Here is a 19,503-nt window from a genome sequence, read left to right as displayed (position 1 = left end):
GCCTGAGCTGGGTGTTCGGTGGTGGGGGTGACCGGTGGCGTCATCGGATGCCGCCGGTGAGTGTGGTGGGCCAGCCCGCGCCGGGCTCGGCCACGAGGATGCTGCCGTCGCCTCGCACGCGCCACGGCCCGAAGGCGGCGGGGACGGCGAACACCTGTCCCGAGCCGTACTCGATCTCGGCGCCCGAGTCGGCGGCCAGCGATCCCGATCCCTCGAGCACCAGGGCGACCGCGAAACCGGGGGGAACCGGGGTCTCCTCCCCCGCATCCGGAGCCGCCTGGAAGAGCCTGAAGTAGGGGTCGGCCTCGGCCGACAGCAGGCTGCGCGCGGAGGCGCCGCGGGCCGAGAGGTCGTTGCGCGTGATGAGCGCGGCGAGCGCGACCTCGTCGAGCCGGTCGACCGACACGGCGGGCATCACGGTGTCGAAGCCGAGGTCGAGGTGCGACTCCTCGCGGGTGGAGGTGGTGATCGACCACTCCAGCACGATCGAGAAATCGGTGGGCTCCTGCACCTCGGCGACGAAGATGCCGCCGTCGATGGCGTGCACGGTGCCCGCGGGAACCAGCACGCCCATGCCCCGCTCGACCTCGATGCGGTTCATGTGGGCGAGCATCCACTCGGAGTCCTGCGCGTCTCGGCGGCGGTCGAGCTCGTCGCGGTCGACGGCTTGCTTCCAGCCCACGTGCACGGCGGCGCCGGCGTCGGCCTCGAGCACGAACCAGGCCTCGGTCTTGCCGTACGGGCAGTCGAGGTGGCTCGCGGCGAACCCACGGTCGGGGTGCACGTGCACGGGAAGGCGCTGGCCGGCGTCGAGGAGCTTCACCAGGATGCCGGTGTCGCTCGCGCTCGACGCCGCGGCGTGCTGCTCTCCCACCCAGGCGGCCGGGTCGGCGGCGACGAGGTCGCGCAGCAGCTCGCCGTCGGCGGTGCGGGCGAGCCCCACATCGCCGGCGCCGGCGCGCGAGACGGTGGCGGCGAGCCACTCCTCGGGCTGACGCTCGGAGGTCTGCTCGATGCCACGGAGGGCCGCGATGCGGCCGCCACCGAGGTAGAAGTGGTCGATCAGGTTGGGGGCGAGCGGGGTGGGGTTCATCAGGCTTCTCCTCCAGCGGTGGTGATGAGTGCGGGGGCGGGAGCGGGAACGGATGCGCGGGCGGCCTGGGCTCCGGCAGCTGCGGTGCGGGATTGCCGCATCACCGACACCGGCGCCCCTGTCGACGCGACGTCGGAGGCCGACGCTCGTGCAGCATCCGGTGCGGTCGCGGCGGTCGCGGCGGCCTCGGCGGTCGCGGCGGCGGTGGCCCGGCCCGCGACCGGGGCCGCGATCTCGCCGGAGCCGCGCTGCAGGAGGGCGGTCGGCACGATCCACTCGCGGGGCTCGTTCGAGGCCGCCTCGCGGAGGGCCAGGAGCCGCTCGATCGCCGCGTTGCCGATGAGGAACGGGTCTTGGTCGATGCAGCTCACGCCGGGCCGCAGCACGTCGGCGAAGGAGAAGTCGCCGAAGGCGATCATCGCCGTCTCGGCGGCGCGGTGACTGTGGTGCAGCGCGGCCGTGAGCCCGATGGCCGCCTTCGCGTTCGAGGCGAAGAACGCTGTGGCGGGGCGCTCGAGAGCGAGCAGCCGGTCGGTCTCGCTCTGGTAGTCGAGGTGGCCGTCGACGGTCGACGACACGAGCTCGGGGTCGAAGGGGATGCCGGTCTCGCGCAGCACGTCGAGGTAGCCGCTCATGCGGCGGTGGATGGTGGAGAAGCGCTCGTCGCGGTCGAAGAAGGCGATGCGCTCGTGCCCCAGGTCGACCAGCTGCTGGATGGCCAGCGCGGAGGCGCCGCGGTCGTCGACCACGACGCTGTCGAAGCCCACCCGCGACCGGTCGACGGCCACGACGGGCGTGACGGTGCGGTAGGGGTCGAGGTACGGATGCTCGGATGCGACGGGCGCGAAGATGACGCCCGCGACCTGGTGGCCCGCGACGAAGCTGAGCAGCAGCTCGCGCTCGCGGTCGGCGTCGAGAGTCGACGACGCGACGAGCACGTTGAGTCCCTCCTCGAGGGCGCGGCTCTCGATGGCGCTCACCAAAGCGGCGAAGAAGGGGTCGGCGAGCGAGTCGATGACGACGCCGATGGCGCCGCCCGTTCCCGACTTGAGGGAGCGCGCCGCGGTGTTCGGCACGTAGCCGAGAGCCTGGATGGCGTGCAGCACGCGGGCCCGGGTCTCCGGGTGCACCGACTCCTCGGCGTTGACCACGCGCGAGACGGTCTTGATGCTGACGCCGGCGCTCGCGGCGACGTCTTTGATGCCCGGCCGGCGGATCATGCGATCACCTCGGCGAGAGCAGAAAGTCCAGTTGTGCGAAGCATCTGCGCTCACCTCCTTGACAGCGTTGTCATGCCTGGAGGGATCCGGATTTCCGAACCCCGTCGTTCTCGTGTTCGCCTATACTGACCACAGACCGACAACGTTGTCAAGCGGAGTCGATGTCTCGATTCGGTAACCACACCACCACGGCAGGCAGATACGACTGTCGAGCCAGGAGCATGATGAACATCGTTGTCTCAGGAGCCGCCGGCAGCGGCAAGAGCACGCTCGCCGCCGAACTCGCGCGATCGCTCGGCGCGGCGCTGCTCGACCTCGACACGATCACCAATCCGGTGCTCGAGGCGGTGACAGCTTCACTCCCCTCCGGAGCCCATTGGAACGCCCCCGAACTGCGTCCCGTCATCCGCCCCGCCCGCTACGCGGCGCTGCGGGCCGTGCTCGCCGACCAGGTTCGCGCGGGAGTCGACTCGGTGCTGGTCGCACCCTTCACCGCCGAGCTCCAGGGCGGGGCGGAATGGCGTGAGCTGGTCGAGGCCGCGGGGGCGGAGCCCACCGTGGTGTGGCTGCGCGCCTCGCCCGAGCTGCTCGCCGAGCGGCGGCGCCTCCGCTCGGCCGATCGCGACGCGCACATCGTCGACTCCCCCGCCGACGCGGCGCCGCGCGTGCCGCACCTCGTTGTCGATGCGGCGCTCACCACGGGGCAGCAGCTCGCCTCGGTGCTGCGCCGACTGGGCGGTGGCCGCGCACTGCCCGCCTCGTCGGCGGTGTTCTCGCGGACCTTCTCCGCAGCGCTCTTCGACCTCGACGGCACGCTCATCGACTCGACGCCCGCGGTGAACCGGTCGTGGGAACAGCTCGGCCGCGAGTTCGGGCTCACGCTCGACCTCATGGCGGCGGGGCACGGGCAGCCGGCGGCGCAGGTGATCGCCGCGCTGTTCCCGCCCGAGCTGGCCGAAGCGGCATTGGTTCGGGTGACCGAGATCGAGGCCGACGAGCTCGACGACGTCATCGCGCTCGACGGTGCGGCAGCGCTTCTCGACTCGCTGCCCGACCCGCAGCGGGCCATCGTCACGAGCGGAACCCGCCTCATCGCCGGCAACCGCGTCGCCGCCGCCGGGCTCACGAGCCCCGCCGTCTTCGTGACGTTCGACGACGTGACCCGCGGCAAACCGCATCCCGAGCCCTACCTGCTCGCCGCCTCACGACTCGGCGTCGACCCCGCCGACTGCGTGGTCTTCGAAGACGCCCCCGCCGGCCTCGCCGCCGCCAGAGCAGCCGGATGCGCGACAGTCGCCATCGCCGGCACCCACGACGCCGCGGAGCTCGACGCCGATCTCATCGTCGACGGGCTCTTCCAGCTGCGCGCCCTCCCCGCGGAGGGCGGCGGCTTCCGCCTCGCGCCCGCGTAGCGCGGGCCCGCGCTCGCGGGGCTCGTCGCCCGCCCCGCAGCGCAGCGCGGCAGCGCGTCAGCGCGGCAGAGCGCAGCGCGTCAGCGCCGCAGCGCCTCGAGCGCCCCGCGGGCCCCGAGCTCCGCGAGGCGGGCGCGGGCCTCGACGAAGGCGCCGCGCAGGCGCGGGTCGGAGCCGAGGTCGCCGAAGACGGGCGTGTAGTCGAGGAAGGAGCCGGGGGCGTCCTTCTCCCCTGCCACAGCATCCTGCAGCTCGGGGAGGCGGCGGTCGACGGGGTGCAGGGTCGACCCATCGTCGGCGACGCCCTCGATGAAGCGGCTCCACGCGGCGAGCACCAGCACCGAACGCTCGATCTGGCCGCCCGAGGCGAGTTGCGCGCGCACCACCGGGAGGAGGAACTTCGGGATGCGCTCCGACCCGTCGACGATCTGCCGCATGAGCGTGTCGGCGATCGCCTCGCTGCCGAACCGCCGCATCAGCTCGGCGCTGTACTCGTCGAGGTCGACGCCGGGCACCGGGTCGAGGGTCGGGCGGGCCTCGTGGGTCATGTAGCTGAGCAGGAAGCCTGCGAACAACTCGTCGCGGCACACCTCGTGCACGTACTCGGCGCCCGCGAGCAGGCCCAGGTAGCTCATGGCCTGGTGCGAGGCGTTCAGCAGCCGCAGCTTCATCAGCTCGTACGGCTCGACCTCGGGCACGATCTGCACCCCCACCTCGTCGAACGGCGGGCGACCCGCGGTGAATGAGTCCTCCAGGACCCACTGCACGAACGACTCCGAGAGCACGGGCCAGCGATCGTCGATGCCGAACTCGCGCGCTACGCGCTCCCGCGATTCCTCGGTGGTCGCCGGGGTGATGCGGTCGACCATCGAGTTCGGGAAGGCGACCTCGGTGGCGATCCACTCGGCGAGCTCCTGGTCGATGCGCTGGGCGAAGGCGAGCACCGCAGCCCGGGCCACCCGCCCGTTGCCCTGGATGTTGTCGCACGACATCACCGTGAACGGCACCTCGCCAGCGGCACGTCGATCGGCAAGGCCGCGCACGATGAATCCGAGCGCGCTCGTGGGGATGGGCCGGTCGAGCGGATGCGCGCCGTAGGCCCCCTCCCCGGTCAAGGCCTCCTTGTGCCCCACGAACACATCGAGGTCGGCGAGCGTCGCGGCATCGCTCGGCTCGAAGGCACCGGTGGCGTCGTTGATGCCGTAGCCGCCCTCGGTGATGGTGAGCGACACGATGCGGATGGCGGGGTCGCGGAGGGCGTCGACGACAGCGGCGCCCTCTTCGGGTGCGAAGAGGTAGCGCACGAGCGAGCCGATGACGCGGGCCTCGACCTCGCCAGAGGGGGCGGTGGTGACGAGGGTGTAGAGCCCGTCTTGGGCGGCGAGCGCGTCGCGCATCGCCGCATCGCCCGCGAGGGTGCCGACGCCGATGATGCCCCAGTCGTCGGTGGCAGCGTCGGCCGCGCCCAGCAGCCGATCGACGAACATAGCCTCGTGCGCCCGGTGGAACGCCCCCACTCCGAAGTGCACGATGCCCGGGCGCACGGCGCCGCGATCGTACGCGGGAACCGCGACCGTGCTGTCGAGGGAACCGACGGTGGCGGCGTTCAGGATGGTCATCGGTGGTCTCCAGTCGACGCAGGGCCGGCGCCGCAGACGCGGGCCGACGATCGGGTGCCGCACGACGCTGTCGCGACGGTCGTCTCGACCGAGACAGTACGCATCCGCCGCTCTCATGTCAACGCGATGACACCGGTGTCATCGATTTGCATGACACAGGTGTCATCCGCGCGGATCCGTGGTTATGATGTTGCAACCCCGGCCACCGCACCGACGCGGCGGGCCGACGCCTCCTCGACCTGATCGGAACACCCCATGACTGACTTCTCCGGACGCACCGTGCTCGTCACCGGCGCCAGCGGCGGCATCGGCGGCGCCGTCGTGCGCCACCTCGTCGCCGCGGGAGCCGACGTGCTCGCCTCGGGCCGCAACCTCGAGCAGCTCGAGAGCCTGGCCGCCGACACCGGCGCCACCCCCCTGCCCTTCGATCTCACGAGTGAGGACAGCATCCGTGACGCCATCGAGGGCCGCGACATCTGGGGTGTCGTGAACTCGGGCGGCTGGGGCGGCGAGATCGCCACCCCGCAGGACACCGACATCGAGGTGTTCGACAAGGTCATCAGCATCAACGCCCGCGGTTCGCTGCTCGTGACGAAGTACGCCTCGCGCGAGATGACCCGGCAGGAGCGCGGCGGATCCATCGTCAACATCTCCAGCCAGGCGAGCCTCGTCGGCCTCACGGGCCACATCTCCTACGGTTCGTCGAAGGCGGCGCTCGACAACATCACGCGCGTCTCGGCGCTCGAACTCGGCAAGTACGGCATCCGGGTCAACAGTGTGAACCCCACGGTCGTCATGACTCCGATGTCGGCCTGGTACTGGGGCCGCCCCGACATCGAGGGCCCCTTCCTCGAGCAGATGCCGCTCGGCAAGTGGGCCACCGAAGACGACATCGCGGGCCCCGTGGTGTTCCTCCTCAGCGACGCCGCCGGCATGATCACCGGCGTCTCGCTCCCCATCGACGGCGGCTACAGCAGCCGCTGACGCCCCACGGATGCCGCGGGCCCGCCGGTGGGCAGGGAACGCCGGCGGGCAGTCGGCATCCGCCACTACCTGCCATCGCCGGCCAGCGGCGGGCTCCCGGCATCCGCCGTCCCTCCCTCCGCCGGCCCGCCGCTAGCCTGGGAGCGTCGGCGGGTCCGCCGCATCCGTCACCCCTTTCTCGACAGGAGCACTCATGGCCACGATGCGCGATGTCGCCGCCGCGGCCGGGGTGAGCCTCAAGACGGTGTCGCGGGTGCAGAACGACGACCCGCACGTGCTGCCGGCGACCCGGATGCGCGTCGAAGCCACCATGCGCGAGCTAGGCTACGTGCCGAATGCGCTGGCGACGACGTTCCGTTCCGGGCGGTCGCCGGTGGTGGGGGTGGCGGTGCCCGACATCGTCGACCCGTTCTTCGCGGCGATCGTCAATGCCGTCGAGGAGGCCGCGCTCACCGAAGACCTCTCGACGGTCGTCACCAGTCTCGGACACGACCCGGCCCGCGAACGGCAAGCCCTCGAGTCGGTGCTGCGGCGGCAGCTCTCTGGCCTCGTCGTAGCACCCACCACGACCGATCACGCGTACCTGAAGCCGTGGGCCGAACGCATCCCGATCGCCTTCGTCGACCGCGCGCCCGGGCGGCTCGTCGCCGACTCGTTCACCCAAGACGACCGTGGCGGAGCGCGCCTCGCGACCGCGCACCTCATCGGGCACGGGCACCGGCGTATCGGGTTCCTCGGCGACTCGCTCGCGCTGCCCACCGTGGCGGAGCGGCTCGAAGGGTACCGAGAGGCGCTCGACGCGGCCTCGCTTTCCTACGACCCTTCGCTCGTGATGCTCGGCGCGGCGACCCGTCCGGGAGCGGCGGAGGCACTCAAGCGGCTGCGGGCGCCGGCTCTCGGCGTGACCGCGGTGTTCTCGTCGGATGCGCGCTGCACGATGGCCGCCGTCCCGACCCTCACCGCCGACCCGATCGCGCTCACCGCCTTCGGCGACTTCCCCCTCGCCGACTCACTCACCCCCTCGATCACGGTGATCGCGCAAGATCCCGCGGAGCTGGGACGCCTCGCCGCCGCGCGCCTTTTCGAGCGCTCCGCGCATCCGTCGCGTCGGCTGCGCCGCCGCACCGTGCTCCCCGTCACCCTCGTCGAACGCGAGTCGTGCCGCGTGCGCTGACCCGCCGCCGCCCGCCCAGGTTCGCCGCCCCGGCGCCTCCTGCCGTCGCGGGTACGTCGCCACGGCGCCATCAGCCGAACGAACGGTATGAGGATCGGCGTGTCGAGCTCCGGGGAAGCTCGGCGGCGCGATTCTCATACCGTTCGTGCAACACAGCGGGCCGGCGAGCGGCGCGCGGTGCGGCCGGCCGGCCGGCCGCCGGCGCGCGTCACAGCGCGACGGCGCGGTGCTCCTCGTGGGAGGTGATGGCGGCGCGGTAGATGCGGTGGGTGAGAGCGGCCTCCTCGGGGCGGGCGGCGCCGAAGCGGTCGCCGAGGGAGCCGTGGCGCTCGGCGAGGAACGCCGCCCACATCTGCAGGATCGAGTCGGAGAAGCCCGACTCGAAGATCCCTCCGGTAACCGTCGGCCACACCGACTGGCTTCCCACGTCGACCTGCTGCCACACCTGCTCGCGCCCGCCGCCCGGGATGTCCCGCACCGCGAACACCTCCACCGACTTCGGGTTCTTGGTGCTGAAGCGCACCCCACCGTCGAGTCCGATCGCCTCGAACTCCCAGGTGTTCTTCTGTCCAGGATCGATGCGCTTGGTCTCGGTCGTCAGCGGGAAGAGCACGCCGTCGTGGCGCGCCCAGCTGTGCAGCACGGCGTTGTCCCAGGTGTCGCACGGCACCGGGGTGCCGTCGGGGCCGGGGCGTTCGGGCACGATGTTCTGCAGCACGCCGTAGACGCTCTCCGGGGTCCAGCCGAGGCGCAGAGGCACGTGCCAGGCGTGCATCCCCAGGTCGTTCATCACGCCGGCTTCTCCACAGAATTGGGTCTGCCGCTTCCAGTTGATGGGCTTGTTGACGTCGAGATCGCTCGAGTGCAGGAAGCTGTTGCGGGCAGACACGATGGTACCGAGCGCACCCGACGTCACGTAGTCGATGGCCAGCTGGGCGCCCGGGAAGAACGGCATCTCGCTCGAGCACCGCACGAAGCTCTCCGGATGCTCGGCCATGACCGCGAGGACGGCCTCCGCCGCCGCACCGTCGATTCCGAACGGCTTCTCGGCGAGCAGGCTCTTGCCGGCGGCGATGACGTCGCTGTAGATCTTCTCGTGCAGGTCGTGGCGCACCGCGACGTAGACGACGTCGATGCTGTCGTCGGCGAGCAGCTCGTGGTAGTCCGTGACCTTCGTGGTGACGGTGTCGATCTCGTCGAACCAGTCGAGTGCTGCCGGGTTGATGTCGCACACCGCGGTGAGACGGGGGCGCACGGGGTGGTCGATGAGGGCGGGCCAGCGCTGGATCGCCGCGGCGATCTCACGACCCATCAGCCCGCCGCCGACGATGGCGACGTTCACGCGCTCGGCGGCGCTCATGCCGACACCTCCTCGGTGCCGGTGGTGCTGCCGCCCGCGGCCGAGCCAGCCAGGGCATGCGTGCCGCCCGCCGCCGAGCCGGCCACCGCATCCGCGCCACCACCCGCAGAACCCGCGCCGCCACCCGCCGAGCTCACGCCCCCCGCAGAACCCGCGCCCCGCGCCGCATCCGACTCCGCCAGAATCTCCAGCCCCTCCTCGACACTCGCCCCGTCGTGCAGCACCGCCAGCAGCGCCGCCGTGATGCCCGCCGGATTCTCGTGCTGCACGATGTTGCGCCCGTACACGATGCCCTGCGCACCCGCCTCAAGCACCGCGACCGTGCGTTCGAGCAGGGTGCGGTCGTCGACGCGCCCGCCCCCGCGCACCAGCACCGGCACATCGCCGGCGACCTCGATGACCCGCCCGTACTCCGACAGGTCGTCGCTCGGGTCGGCCTTGATGAGGTCGGCGCCGAGCTCGACTCCCTGCCGCACGAGCGTGACGATCTTGTCGATGTCGCCGTCGACCATGTAGCCGCCGGCCTTCGAGTTGTCCTGCATGACGAGAGGCTCGACCATGAGGGGCATGCCGTAGCGCGTGGCCTCCTTGCGCAGGGCGAGGATGGAGCGGATGTTCGCCTCACGCACCTCAGGACGACCGGGCAGCTCCATCAGGTTGACGCACACCGCCACGGCGTCGAGCCGCACGGCCTCCTCGATCGCGTGAGGTACGTGGTGGCTGAACAGCGACGCATCGAGCGGATTGCCGTAGACGTTCGCGACGTCGGTGCGGAGCACGAGGCCGGGCTTGTTCTTGCCCTTGTGCGCCTGCAGCTTGCGGGCCTGCCCGATGGTGAGCTGCACCGCGTCGGGGCCGGCGTCGACCAGGGTGCTGACCACCGCATCCATGTTCTCGATGCCGGTGATGAACGAGCGCTCACCGAAGAAGCCGTGGTCGACGGCGACGTCGAGGGCGCGGCCCGAGCGCGGGTTGAAGAGGCGGTTGAGGCGGTACAGCGTCATTGCGGTGGCTCCAGATCATGGAAGATGTCGTCGGTCGGGGTTTTGTCGAACCCCCTCGATGTGTCACAGTAATACCCGTGAGACAACGTTGTCTAGCCGGGGTCCCGGCAAGTGGCTCGACGAGGAGGACACGCGCATGAGCGCACACGGCACGATCGTGGTGGCGGGGCACATCTGCCTCGACCTGGCGCCGGAGCTCGGCCCGAGCGCCCGCCTCGACCCGGGGCGGCTCATCGACGTGGGGCCGATCGGCATCTCGCTCGGCGGGTGCGTCGCCAACACGGGGCTGGCGCTCGCCGATCTCGGCGCATCCGTGTCGCTGCACTCGACGGTGGGCGACGACGAGCTCGGGCGCATCGTCGCCGACACGCTGTCGCGCCGGCCGGAGGTGGAGGCCGACCTGCACGTCACCGAGGGGCGCGCCACCTCGTACAGCCTCGTGCTCGAGCCGGCCGGACACGACCGCACCTTCTGGCACCACACCGGCGCGAACGCTGTGTTCACGGGCTCGCAGCTCGACGTCGGCGAGGCCGAGCTGTTGCACCTCGGCTATCCCCCGCTGCTGCCCGCGCTGCTCGCCGACGGAGGTGCGCCGCTCGAGGCGGTGCTGTCGACGGCACGGATGCGCGGCGCCACCACCTCCCTCGACCTCGCCGTCGTCGACCCCACGTCGGAGGTGGGCGGGGTGGACTGGGAGGCGATCCTGCGGCGGGCAGCGGCGGTGACCGACATCATGAGCCCGAGTCTCGACGACCTCACCTCGGCGCTCGGGCCCGCGCTCGGCATCCCGCCGCTGCCGCCGGCGCGGGCGGCCGCCGAGTACGCCGACGTGCTGCTGTCGTGGGGGGCTGCGGTGGTCGCGATCTCGGCCGGCTCGGAGGGACTGCTGCTGCGCACGGCATCTGCCGCGCGGCTCGCCGAAGGCGGGCGGATGCTCGCATCCCTCGCCGACCGCTGGGCCGACGTGTCCCTGCGGGTGCGACCCGTCGCGGTGTCTCGGGTCGAGACGACCAACGGGGCCGGCGATGCGTCGACCGCGGGGCTGCTGTTCGGGATCGCGCGCGGGGCGACTCCCGCAGTGGCCGCGCACCTGGCCACAGCGGCGGCGGCTGCGGTGATCTCGGGGCGGCGGCCGACGCCGGAGGTGATGCGGGAGATTCTGCCGGTGGCGGGGGAACTCTTCGGTCGGGGCGGGGCGGCGGCTGCCGCGGCGGCGGTCGACCCCACCGGAGCGGATTCGGGGGCCGCCGCTTCCGGCGCGTCGCACGGCGCTGGCGGCGTTCGGCCGACACGATGAACTCCATGCCCGCCCGACCGCCCACCATGAAAGACGTGGCGGCCGCGGCGGGCGTCGCCCTGAAAACGGTGTCGCGGCACGTGAACGGCGCCACCAACATCGACCCGGTGCTGGCGCAGCGCATCTCGGATGCCATCGTCTCGCTGGGGTACCGACACAACCTGGCGGCGGCGAGCATCCGGCCGGGTCGTTCGGCGAAGGTGGTGGGGCTCGTCATCAGCGACCTCGCGAACCCCTACTGGTCGGTGCTCGCGCGTGCAGTCGAGCGGGTGTGCAGCGAGAACGGGTACCTGCTCGTGACCGTGAGCTCGGAGGAGGACGGCGAGCGTCACCGCCTGCTCGTCGACCGCCTCATCGCGCAGCGCGTCGACGGGCTGATCGTGGCTCCGCCGCGCCGCGACGACGGAGCGTGGGCCGCGGCGGCCTCGGCGGTGGTGCCGATCGTGGCGATCGACCGGCCGGTGGCGGCTGCGGCGGCTGAACCGCCGGTGCGGGATGCGGCGGCGGCGCCCGGGGCCACCCTCGCCGCCTCCTTCGTCGAGACGGTGCTCGCCGACAACGCGGGGGGTGCCGAGAACGCGACGCGGGCGCTCCTCGAGGGCGGGGCGCGCCGCATCCTGTTCCTCGGCGACTCGATCGAGCTCTACACGATGCGCGAGCGCCTGGTCGGGTACCGTCGGGCGCTCGAGGGGTGGGGTGACGGGGTGGACGGTACGGATGCGGCATTCGTCGACACCTCGGCCCACACGGCTGTGGAGGCGGCGGCGATCGTCACGGCGCTCCTCGGCTCCGACCGTATCGACGCTGTCTTCGCAGCCAACAACCGCTCGGCGATCGGAGCGCTCGACGCCTTCACCCACGCCGGATCGCGTCTCCCCCTCGTCGGCTTCGACGACTTCGAGGCGGCACCTCTCGTGCGCCCTGCGGTCTCGGTCGTCGCCCAAGACGTGTCGCTCATGGGCGAGACAGCGGCGCGAGCGGTGCTCGCGCGGCTCACTGGCTCCGCCCCAACGGGGAGCGGCACCACCGTACTGCCGACGACGCTCGTGTTGCGCGGCTCGGAGCGCTGAGCGGCGCCGCCTGCGCCCCGGCCGCTCGGTGCGGTTGACGCCCGCCCGCTCGCGTTACTGCGACGTCGTCTTCTCGATGCTCATGACGAGCACCACCCGGTCGGCCGAGTCGGGCGGCGGCGTCTGCTCCGGGTTGCCGTACCGTTTGCCGAGCACCACGTAGAACGCCCCCGTCGGGTCGGGTTCCACAGCGATCAGCCTCCCCCGCACCTCGATGTAGCGGAACGGGTTCTCCGGATCGATCACCGACAGACTCATCGACGGGTTGTGCTGCAGGTTGCGGAACTTCGCCCGCTTCGTGGTGTGCGTGAACCGCAGCGTGTCGCCGTCGCGCAGGAACCACATCGGGTTCACCTGCACCGTGTCGTCGGGCCTGATCGTGCCGAGGTGCCCGTAGTTCGCCTGCTCCAGCAGCTCCGCGTACTCCGCGGGAATGATCTCCTCACCCATGCCCCCATCCAACCACCCCGCCACTTCACCAGCACCCGTCGATCTCCCCGACGCCCCTCACCCCAGCACCGGCCGCTCCGGCACGGCGGGTCGCGACGGCAGTCCGGTGCCGAGGATGACGCCGAGCACTTTCAGAGCCCGATCGCTGAGCACCTCCCCCGGGTAGAACTCCTCGAAGTGGCGCTCAGCAGACTCAACGTCCCTCACTCCGCAGATGACCAGAAGCTTCGCGATGTCGTCGTCATCGCGGCCGGGTCTGCTGGCCCTCAACTTCATGGCCAGCAGCATCGAGGCGGACGCCACCCACACACTCACCTGGCCGTCGTCGTAGAGCGCTTCCTATTCATCCCACACGATCGGCACGAATTGACTCGCGTTGCTGTTCAACCAATCGATCGGCCAGCCCCGTTCCGATGCGATCTCCTCGGCGATCACCGTCGTCGCTTCGGAAGGATGGATCTTCGCATCGATGTCTTCGGTCGTGCGACGGTCGAAGTAGCGGAGCGACAGGGCGGCCCCGCCGACAATCCGTATCCCACACGGCGCGCCGCGTTCGCGCAGTCGCCCAACGACATCTCGCAACCCGTCGACCAGGTCGTCACGGCCGAGCGTCATCTCAGACGCTCGCCAGGGTCACGGCGTCGACCAAGACGCCTCGGTTCAGAAACTCGGGGGGCACCTGCTCCCGATCGACGGGCACGACGTAGGTGCCCGCGTTGATCGTCCACGACCGCTTGAGCCGCCGCTCGGGATCCCTCGCCCAAGCGGGCAACGGCAGCCCTTCTTCGCGGAGGCGATAGTCCACGAGCGCAGCGAGCGCGGCATCCCAGTGCTTCACCCCGGTCGGCTCGGGTTCGACGAGAGCGAGTGCGAAGCGAAGGTCGGCATGCTCGGCTGCGAGATTGTCGCTGAGTTGAATGAAGTGCCGGAACGCGTCGTCAGGTCGACCGGCCCGCTCGGAGTCGGCGATCGCCGCAGCCGTGCCGGCCACGTCTGCCCGGGTCGTAGGGATGGCGATCAGACGGTGACCGATCGATGACAGAAGACGCTCGACGGTCTCGAGCGTGGGCACGCGCTGGCCGCTCTCGATCTGAGAAAGCGACGATCCAGCGACACCAGACCTTACGCTCAACTCACTCTGACTCATCCCGAGGCGCCGACGGACTCCGCGAATGAGTGTTCGAACAGGCATGGATCCTCTCCTAGGGCCTCTAAGTTTACGTGTGAATCAAAATATCACCTGATGATATATCAGTTTATCAGATGATGCGGTGGACAGACGCGTCGAAATCCACCTAAGAGATCTCTCATCCCCGGCCGCGCCGGGGCGAGCGAGAATGGATAGAGCCCACCGAGAGGAACCTCATGCCCCGCAGTCGCCGCGTCCTGGCCGTCACCGCCATCGGTGTCGCGGTGGTGGGCGGGGTCGTGCTGGGGTCGGCGCTCATCGCGGCGAATGCGCTGCCCGATCGCAGCGGGGAGAGCGTGGGGGTCTCGGCGGTGGTGATCGAGACGGATGCGGTGACCAGCATCCCGACCCCGCCCTCCGACGGGCAGGCGCCTGCGACTCCAGCGCCCCTTCCGACACCGACCGGCGCCGTCGTCGTTCCCGACCCTCCGCCTGTACCCGTCGACGATCACGGCGGCGACCGCCCCGGCAAAGACGACAACAGCGGCCCCGGCGGAGGCGACGACGACTGACCGTCGCCGGCACCCACCTTCACCCGGTGCTGAGTTCAGCGACGGATGCGCAAGGACGTTGGGGTCGCCAGCTCGCCAACCCGGCAGTAACTGCGTGAGTGTTTCCGGCGATATAGCCCGATGCTGCCTGCACGCATTTGCGCCGTCTATGAGTCCAGCAAGGGGCCGCTTTTCCGGTGGGTCCAGGGTGAGAGAGCTCTCATCGTGGGCTTCGGAGGGTCTTAGGGCCGGTGGGGAGGGTGGGTTCAGGGCATCCGCCCCGTTATCCCTGCCCCAGGCGGGCCGACCGAAGGACTCATCGTGCCTCTGCAGACCAAGCGCTCGAAGATCATCACCACCGCGGCGATAGCCGCAGGACTCATCGCCGGGGCGGCCGGCGTGGCCGCAGCATCCGCGGCGTCATTGCCCGGGCCCGACTCGACGCCCGCGGCGGTCGTCGACGATCGCGGTGGCGACCGGGTGGGCAGCGACGACGTGGGCTCGCCGAGCCCGACGCCATCGTTGGTCGCCCCCACCGGGACGCCGAGCGCCAGCCCGACCCCGCCCACGCCATCGTCGCGACCCTCCCCGCCGGCCGCGGCGCCCGGCGACGACAACCCGCATCCCGACGACAACCCGTCCGACGGCACGGTGAAGCCGCCGGCCGCGCCCGCCGCGCCTGCTCCCGCTCCGGGTGACGATGCGACCCCCGCCGGCCCCGGCGCGTCCGCGCCCGCCGCCCCGCCGGCTCCCCCCGCGCCGGCCGACCCCGCCGCCCCGGCGCCAGCTGGCCCCGCGGCGGACGACACCCCGCACCCCGACGACCATGGCGGCAACCGCGGGGGCCCCGGCCGCGGCGGCGACGACAACGCCGACGACTCGGGCCGACACGGCGGTAACGACGACGACTCCCACCACGGGGGTCGCCACGGCGATGACGACGGCAGCACCGACGACTCCAGCCGCAACACCGCGGGCGACGACCACCCGGGTAGCTGAGGCACCGACGACAGCAACTCCGACGACTAGCCTCGCTCAGCGGCCGACCACCCCGCCACCAACTTTCTGACGCACAAAGTCCGTCTGAACCTACGTTCAGACGGACTTTGTCCGTAAGAAACCGCACCCGCAAAAGCGGCAAAGCGCCTCACACCAGCCGGTACCCCATTCCCCGCACTGTCTCGATGCGCGCGGCGCCGAGCTTCTGCCGCAGGTACCCGACGTAGACGTCGACGACGTTGGATCCGGGATCGAAGTCGAACCCCCACACCCGGCTCAGCAGCTGCTCGCGGCTCAGCATCTGACCCGGGTGCCTCACGAACTCCTCTGCCAGCGCGAACTCGCGCGCCGACAGGTCGATCTGCCGCCCCTCCACCACAGCCCGCCGCGACCGCAGGTCGAGCCGCAGCCCACCCCACTCCACCCCGGTCTCCGGCGAGTTCACCGCATCGTTCAACCGCAACCGGATGCGCGCCAGCAGCTCATCGAACCGGAACGGCTTCGCCATGTAGTCGTTGGCCCCGCCCTCAAGGCTCGCCAGCACGTCCTCGACCGCCGATCGCGCCGTGAGGATGATGACCGGCGTCGTCGACCCCGCCGCCCTCACCCGTCGCATCACCTCGAGCCCGTCGAGCCCCGGCAGACCGATGTCGAGCAGCAGCAGCCCGAAGTCGCCCGTCATGGCGTAGTCGAACGCGTCGGTTCCGCTGGTGACGACAGTCGGCTGAAACCCGGCCGCCCTCAGCCCCTTCGCCACGAACGACGCGATGCGCTCCTCGTCTTCGGCGATCAAGATCCCCGTCATCCGCGCTCTCCTCCCGACGATTCCTCGTTCCCGACCGGGGCACCGGATGCGCGTGCCGCGCCCTCACCATCGGCCCCGTCATCCCCGGCACCAGCACCAGCACCTGCCCCAGGACCAGCACCAGCACCAGCACCAGCACCAGCACCAGCACCAGCACCAGCACGAGCATCCGCCTCCCCCACCGGCACCGCCACTGTGAACCGCGCGCCCCGGCCGGGGCCGGACTCGACCGAGACGGTGCCGCCGTGGGCCGCGGCGATGCTCGCCACGATCGCCAGTCCGAGCCCCGACCCTGAGGCGCCACGACCGCCCCCACCCCGCACCCGCTGAAATCGCTCGAAGATGCGCGACTGCGCCTCGAGCGGCACCCCGGGCCCATGGTCTTGCACCCACAACCGCAGGTCCGTAGGAGTGCGCTCATCGTCCCAGGCGCTCCCGAGCTCGATCGGCCGGCCCGCCGCACCCCCGTGCGTCACCGCGTTCGCCGCGAGCTGCAGCACCGCCTGCGTGATGCGGTCGGCGTCGAGCGACGCGACGCCCTCGGCCCTCCCCGCCAGCATCCATCGCGCATCGCCGATCCCCCGCGCCTTCGCCAGGATGCGATCGGTCAGCTCCCCCACATCGACCGGCTCGCGCACGATCGCCCCGGCCCGCCCGAGGGAGGCGAGGCGCGCGATGTCGTCGACGAGTCCGTTCATGCGGTCGAGTTCGTCGACCGCGAGGTCACGGGTCGCCGCGACATCGACGCGGTCGTCGACGTCGACCAGCTCGAGGTGCCCGCGCACGATCGTGATCGGCGTCTTGAGTTCGTGCCCGACGTCGTCGAGCAGCTGCCTCTGGGCGGTGAGGGCGCTCTCGAGTCGGTCGAGCATCCCGTTCACCGTCGTCGTGAGCTGCGAGATGTCGTCGTTGCCCACCACCGGGATGCGCTCTGACAGATCGGATGCGCTGATGCGGTCGGCCGCATCCGTCAACCTCCTGATGGGCCTCAGCAGGCGCCCGGCGACGAACCAGCCGACGACGGCGACGACCACGAGGGCTCCCGCGGCGATGACCGCGTAGGTGGCGAAGGCCTCGGTGAGCGGACGCAGCTCGGCGCGCAGGTCGACGACGCTGACGAAGATGCCGCTGCGGTCGTCGCCCGTGACCTCGACGGGCACGGCGATGTAGCGGAGGGTCTGGCCGCCGGCCGCGGTGAAGGTGCCGCGCACGACCTCGCCTGCGGCGGTCTCCTCGACGACGCGGGAGACGAGGGCGTCGTCGCGATCGATCCTGAAGTCGACGCTGCCACCCGGGTTCAGTGCAGCGACCCCGTCGATGATGCCGAGACTCGACTCGTTCGCCCCCGGCCGCACCCGCTGCACGATCGCCGTCATCACGTCGTCGAGCACCCCGCCACCCGACCCCGCGCCCGAGTTCCCCGACCCGCCGACCGCGCTCCCGGATCCGCTGTCGAACCCGTCGATCACCGCCTCGTCCGCGACGGTCCCGACGTCGCCCGCCAGCAGCACGAGCCGCTCGTCGACAGCGCTCAGCACCCGCTCGCGCTGCACGAAGTAGGCGGTCGCACCCGCGACCACCATGCCGAGGGCGGCGACCGCCAGCAGGGTCGCGAGAATCCGCACCCGCACCGACAGCCGCACCGACATCTGCCCATTATCGGCGCCACCCCCGACACCGACCCCCGGGCCCCTATGAGAATCCTCTTACCCGCGGGCACCCCCGATGACCCCTGACACCCGCACCCCGTTCTCACCGACAAAGCCCGTGAAAACCACACTCTTCACGGACTTTTTCCGTAAGAACGTGCAGGACTCGCCTGAAACGGCGCGCTACCCCCGCGAGTAGACGTCTCTCCGGTGCCCCAAGGTCACGATGACCACAACGAGCACCCCGTCGTCGATCGTGTAGATCACCCGGTAGTCGCCCACGCGCACGCGGTACCCATCTCTGCCCTGGAGTGCTCGCGCGCCGGGCGGGCGCGGCTCTTCGCCGAGGAGGGCGATCACACCCCTGATGCGATCCCGATGAGCAGCATCGACCTTGCGGAGCGCCTTGAGCGCGGCGGGCAGCACCTCGATGCGGTAGCGGCTCATCCCCAGCCGAGATCGGCTTTGGCCTGCTCCCACGGGATTCCAGCGTCTTCCTCGGCCATGGCGGCATCGAAGGCCCGCACGTCGGCGGCGTCTTCGAGTGCCTCCATCATGCGGTCGTACTGCTCTGGGCTCACGAGCACGGCGGCGGTCTTGCCGCGGCGCTCGAGGAAGACGGGTTCCTGCCGCGCGAGGTTGATCATGTCGGGTAGCTTCGCCCGAGCATCCGTGACACTGATGACGACCACATCCTCACTGTACGTTCCACAATCTGAGATGTACAGATTAGATGATACTCGAGGATTCATCAAATAAGGGGAAAGGTAAAGCAGAGGGCCCCGATCGCACGCGATCGGGGCCCCGGAGGCACTGCGACAAGCGGAGGATCAGGCCTCGCTCATGACCGCCTTCTCCTGCTGGCCGCGGGCGGCGAGCGCCGCGGCGCGGGCGGCGAGGCGGCGGGTCTGCTCGGCCTGGCCGGCGTCGAGCACGTCCTGCGAGACCTCGACGCTGTCGACGCGCGACTTGCCGTTGTACTTCTCGATGTAGGCGTCGAGCTCGGGGCCGGAGGTCCACGAGGTGATGAGGCAGTAGCGCGGGTCGGGGCCGGGGTGGGTGGCCGCGTGCCAGAGACGCTGGGTGTCGACGATCAGCTGCGCGCCGGCGGGAAGGGCGATGCGCACCTCGCCCTCGGGGTCGGTGCGGTTCTCGCGCAGCACGAAGTAGCTGTCTTTATCGTCGGTGAGGTTGAAGAAGCCGCGCACGACCCAGCCGGTGCCGTCGGGGTTGAGGCGGTTGTTGTCGTCCTGGTGCAGGTTGTAGAGGCAGTCGGCGTAGGTGTTCGGCTGCAGCTCGATGACGCGGCAGCGGCCGACGTTGGCGCCGGGCTCCTGGGCGCGGCGGGTGAGGTTGGGGGCCTTCTCGACCTGGGACTCGATCCACACACCGTCTTTGTCGGTGCGGGGCGGCTCGTGGTTCCAGAAGCCGTTGCACTCGATCTCGCCCTTGGCCGAGGCGAGCGGCGCGAAGCGGGTGTCGCCCGACGACTTCCAGTCGTTGTACTCGATGTCGAGCCACTCCTTGGGGTCGAGCTCCTGGTTGTAGCTGTCGAGAACGACGTAACCGGTCTCTTCGAGAGCGGCGCTCTTGATGTATGCCATGACCTGAATCATGTCCTTTCGTCTTGGGCCAGCACGTTTTAACAGGCCCGAACTTAGGCAAGCCTATCCCGGCGACCCTGCAT

Annotated in this window: 21 protein-coding genes; 7 read left to right on the top strand and 14 right to left on the bottom strand. The window is 70.8% G+C overall.

Going from position 1 to position 19,503, the window contains the following annotated elements; translation table 11 throughout:
• Positions 1-40: 40 nt before the first annotated feature.
• Together HL652_RS05380 and HL652_RS05375 are read right to left on the bottom strand one after the other, a co-directional pair.
• Entirely contained in the window at positions 41-1,093 is a 1,053-nt protein-coding gene (locus HL652_RS05380; RefSeq protein WP_171704334.1) for a class I mannose-6-phosphate isomerase, read from the bottom strand.
• The gene (locus HL652_RS05375; RefSeq protein ID WP_171704333.1) at positions 1,093-2,313 is read right to left on the bottom strand and encodes a LacI family DNA-binding transcriptional regulator; all 1,221 of its coding nucleotides are present in this window, start codon (positions 2,311-2,313) and stop codon (positions 1,093-1,095) included. The genes HL652_RS05380 and HL652_RS05375 overlap by 1 nt, the downstream gene beginning before the upstream one ends.
• Before the next feature lie 221 nt (positions 2,314-2,534).
• Between HL652_RS05375 and HL652_RS05370 the strand changes: the two genes are divergently transcribed.
• Positions 2,535-3,725: an HAD-IA family hydrolase gene (locus HL652_RS05370; protein ID WP_171704332.1), complete on the top strand. Its 1,191-nt coding sequence runs from the start codon at positions 2,535-2,537 to the stop codon at positions 3,723-3,725.
• A gap of 80 nt (positions 3,726-3,805) precedes the next feature.
• Here HL652_RS05370 and HL652_RS05365 read toward each other — a convergent pair whose 3' ends face one another.
• Positions 3,806-5,344 carry a mannitol dehydrogenase family protein gene (locus HL652_RS05365; RefSeq protein WP_171704331.1) on the bottom strand — a complete coding sequence of 513 codons (1,539 nt, stop codon included), beginning with the start codon at positions 5,342-5,344 and terminating at the stop codon, positions 3,806-3,808.
• A gap of 255 nt (positions 5,345-5,599) precedes the next feature.
• Here HL652_RS05365 and HL652_RS05360 point away from each other — a divergent pair, with 255 nt between their 5' ends.
• Both HL652_RS05360 and HL652_RS05355 read left to right on the top strand, forming a co-directional pair.
• Positions 5,600-6,328, top strand: coding sequence for an SDR family oxidoreductase (locus HL652_RS05360; RefSeq protein ID WP_171704330.1), 729 nt, complete (start codon positions 5,600-5,602; stop codon positions 6,326-6,328).
• Positions 6,329-6,521: 193 nt separating this feature from the next.
• The gene (locus tag HL652_RS05355) at positions 6,522-7,502 is read left to right on the top strand and encodes a LacI family DNA-binding transcriptional regulator (protein WP_171704329.1); all 981 of its coding nucleotides are present in this window, start codon (positions 6,522-6,524) and stop codon (positions 7,500-7,502) included.
• Positions 7,503-7,710: 208 nt separating this feature from the next.
• Here the strand turns inward: HL652_RS05355 and HL652_RS05350 are convergent, their stop codons facing one another.
• Together HL652_RS05350 and HL652_RS05345 are read right to left on the bottom strand one after the other, a co-directional pair.
• On the bottom strand, positions 7,711-8,862 hold the full coding sequence (locus tag HL652_RS05350) for a Gfo/Idh/MocA family protein (protein ID WP_171704328.1): 1,152 nt from the start codon (positions 8,860-8,862) through the stop codon (positions 7,711-7,713).
• The gene (locus tag HL652_RS05345; RefSeq protein WP_171704327.1) at positions 8,859-9,866 is read right to left on the bottom strand and encodes a class I fructose-bisphosphate aldolase; all 1,008 of its coding nucleotides are present in this window, start codon (positions 9,864-9,866) and stop codon (positions 8,859-8,861) included. The genes HL652_RS05350 and HL652_RS05345 overlap by 4 nt, the downstream gene beginning before the upstream one ends.
• Before the next feature lie 136 nt (positions 9,867-10,002).
• On the opposite strand from HL652_RS05345, the gene HL652_RS05340 reads away from it, so the two are divergent.
• Both HL652_RS05340 and HL652_RS05335 read left to right on the top strand, forming a co-directional pair.
• Complete coding sequence (locus HL652_RS05340) at positions 10,003-11,163, top strand: carbohydrate kinase family protein (RefSeq protein WP_171704326.1); 1,161 nt, start codon at positions 10,003-10,005, stop codon at positions 11,161-11,163.
• A gap of 5 nt (positions 11,164-11,168) precedes the next feature.
• A complete protein-coding gene (locus HL652_RS05335) occupies positions 11,169-12,233 on the top strand; it encodes a LacI family DNA-binding transcriptional regulator (protein WP_171704325.1) in 1,065 nt (354 codons plus the stop codon).
• A 54-nt stretch (positions 12,234-12,287) separates the two neighbouring features.
• Here the strand turns inward: HL652_RS05335 and HL652_RS05330 are convergent, their stop codons facing one another.
• The 4 genes from HL652_RS05330 to HL652_RS05315 form a co-directional block, all read right to left on the bottom strand.
• Positions 12,288-12,683 carry a PPOX class F420-dependent oxidoreductase gene (locus HL652_RS05330; RefSeq protein ID WP_171704324.1) on the bottom strand — a complete coding sequence of 132 codons (396 nt, stop codon included), beginning with the start codon at positions 12,681-12,683 and terminating at the stop codon, positions 12,288-12,290.
• A gap of 57 nt (positions 12,684-12,740) precedes the next feature.
• The gene (locus tag HL652_RS05325) at positions 12,741-12,890 is read right to left on the bottom strand and encodes a hypothetical protein (protein ID WP_171703399.1); all 150 of its coding nucleotides are present in this window, start codon (positions 12,888-12,890) and stop codon (positions 12,741-12,743) included.
• A 132-nt stretch (positions 12,891-13,022) separates the two neighbouring features.
• Complete coding sequence (locus HL652_RS05320; protein ID WP_216604011.1) at positions 13,023-13,298, bottom strand: DUF6036 family nucleotidyltransferase; 276 nt, start codon at positions 13,296-13,298, stop codon at positions 13,023-13,025.
• Position 13,299: 1 nt separating this feature from the next.
• On the bottom strand, positions 13,300-13,830 hold the full coding sequence (locus tag HL652_RS05315; protein ID WP_253743657.1) for a helix-turn-helix domain-containing protein: 531 nt from the start codon (positions 13,828-13,830) through the stop codon (positions 13,300-13,302).
• Positions 13,831-14,048: 218 nt separating this feature from the next.
• Here HL652_RS05315 and HL652_RS05310 point away from each other — a divergent pair, with 218 nt between their 5' ends.
• Together HL652_RS05310 and HL652_RS05305 are read left to right on the top strand one after the other, a co-directional pair.
• On the top strand, positions 14,049-14,384 hold the full coding sequence (locus HL652_RS05310) for a hypothetical protein (protein WP_171704322.1): 336 nt from the start codon (positions 14,049-14,051) through the stop codon (positions 14,382-14,384).
• A gap of 300 nt (positions 14,385-14,684) precedes the next feature.
• Positions 14,685-15,362, top strand: coding sequence for a hypothetical protein (locus tag HL652_RS05305; protein WP_171703398.1), 678 nt, complete (start codon positions 14,685-14,687; stop codon positions 15,360-15,362).
• A 148-nt stretch (positions 15,363-15,510) separates the two neighbouring features.
• On the opposite strand, the gene HL652_RS05300 is transcribed toward HL652_RS05305, so the two are convergent.
• The 5 genes from HL652_RS05300 to HL652_RS05280 form a co-directional block, all read right to left on the bottom strand.
• The gene (locus tag HL652_RS05300) at positions 15,511-16,167 is read right to left on the bottom strand and encodes a response regulator transcription factor (protein ID WP_171704321.1); all 657 of its coding nucleotides are present in this window, start codon (positions 16,165-16,167) and stop codon (positions 15,511-15,513) included.
• Positions 16,164-17,816, bottom strand: coding sequence for a sensor histidine kinase (locus tag HL652_RS05295; RefSeq protein WP_171704320.1), 1,653 nt, complete (start codon positions 17,814-17,816; stop codon positions 16,164-16,166). The genes HL652_RS05300 and HL652_RS05295 overlap by 4 nt, the downstream gene beginning before the upstream one ends.
• Before the next feature lie 183 nt (positions 17,817-17,999).
• Positions 18,000-18,263 carry a type II toxin-antitoxin system RelE family toxin gene (locus HL652_RS05290; RefSeq protein ID WP_171704319.1) on the bottom strand — a complete coding sequence of 88 codons (264 nt, stop codon included), beginning with the start codon at positions 18,261-18,263 and terminating at the stop codon, positions 18,000-18,002.
• On the bottom strand, positions 18,260-18,508 hold the full coding sequence (locus HL652_RS05285; RefSeq protein ID WP_171704318.1) for a type II toxin-antitoxin system Phd/YefM family antitoxin: 249 nt from the start codon (positions 18,506-18,508) through the stop codon (positions 18,260-18,262). The genes HL652_RS05290 and HL652_RS05285 overlap by 4 nt, the downstream gene beginning before the upstream one ends.
• 138 nt (positions 18,509-18,646) lie before the next feature.
• Positions 18,647-19,420: a hypothetical protein gene (locus tag HL652_RS05280; RefSeq protein ID WP_171704317.1), complete on the bottom strand. Its 774-nt coding sequence runs from the start codon at positions 19,418-19,420 to the stop codon at positions 18,647-18,649.
• Positions 19,421-19,503: the final 83 nt, after the last annotated feature.

Source organism: Herbiconiux sp. SALV-R1 (assembly GCF_013113715.1).
Classification (GTDB): domain Bacteria; phylum Actinomycetota; class Actinomycetes; order Actinomycetales; family Microbacteriaceae; genus Herbiconiux.
The sequence above is the reverse complement of the archived record's forward strand: the minus strand, read 5'-3'. Positions and strand labels throughout refer to the sequence as shown.